Below are 572 nucleotides of genomic sequence, written 5' to 3'. Positions count from 1 at the left end.
TCATAAAGCAGTGTGAGAGAGAGTACGGTAGAAAATTATCAGAGCCGGAAATATACGCGCAACTTATAAAAAGGACTGTACCTTTAGGGTATGAACGTACATCTGAAGGGAATGGATTAATAGATTTATTAAAAGAATAGGAATTATTAAAAACCATCTCATATTCATATGAGATGGTTTTTAGTATGGTTCTGTAGCGTTTAATACAACATCTAATAAACCGGGGAATCTAGCATTTAAGTCTTCTTCACGAATTGAAATGAAACGTTGTGTTCCTTCAAGTCGTGTATACATAACACCTGATTCACGTAAAACCTTGAAATGATGAGATAAAGTTGATTTCGCGATAGGGATGTTTAATGAGCCACAAGATTGCTCATTTTTCTCAAGTAACATATTTACAATTTGTAAACGAATTTGATCGCTAAGTGCATATAAGACTGAAGAGAATTGAATTTCTTCTCGGTTTGGATGATAGAGTGTACGCATTTTTCCACCTGCTTGTATAAGTTAAGATATTTGCACTATAACATACAAAGTGGTATATTTCTATTGTTCGAATATGTTTGAAC

General features: G+C 33.4%; 1 protein-coding gene and 1 pseudogene. One reads left to right on the top strand and one right to left on the bottom strand.

What is annotated here, in order from left to right; genetic code table 11:
• Window positions 1-140: pseudogene (locus tag AC1DTM_RS30935) on the top strand (serine protease); the annotation flags it as partial.
• Window positions 141-180: 40 nt separating this feature from the next.
• Here AC1DTM_RS30935 and AC1DTM_RS30930 read toward each other — a convergent pair.
• The gene (locus AC1DTM_RS30930; protein ID WP_016104596.1) at window positions 181-489 is read right to left on the bottom strand and encodes an ArsR/SmtB family transcription factor; all 309 of its coding nucleotides are present in this window, start codon (window positions 487-489) and stop codon (window positions 181-183) included.
• Between the last annotated feature and the right edge of the window lie 83 nt (window positions 490-572).

It is taken from the genome of Bacillus sp. P4_D3 (genome assembly GCF_056401855.1).
This window is presented reverse-complemented; position numbering and strand designations above follow the sequence as displayed.

Coding starts and splice junctions, on each gene's coding strand:
- AC1DTM_RS30930 (WP_016104596.1), bottom strand. CDS start 489: ATGCGTACACTCTATCATCCAAACCGAGAAGAAATTCAATTCTCTTCA.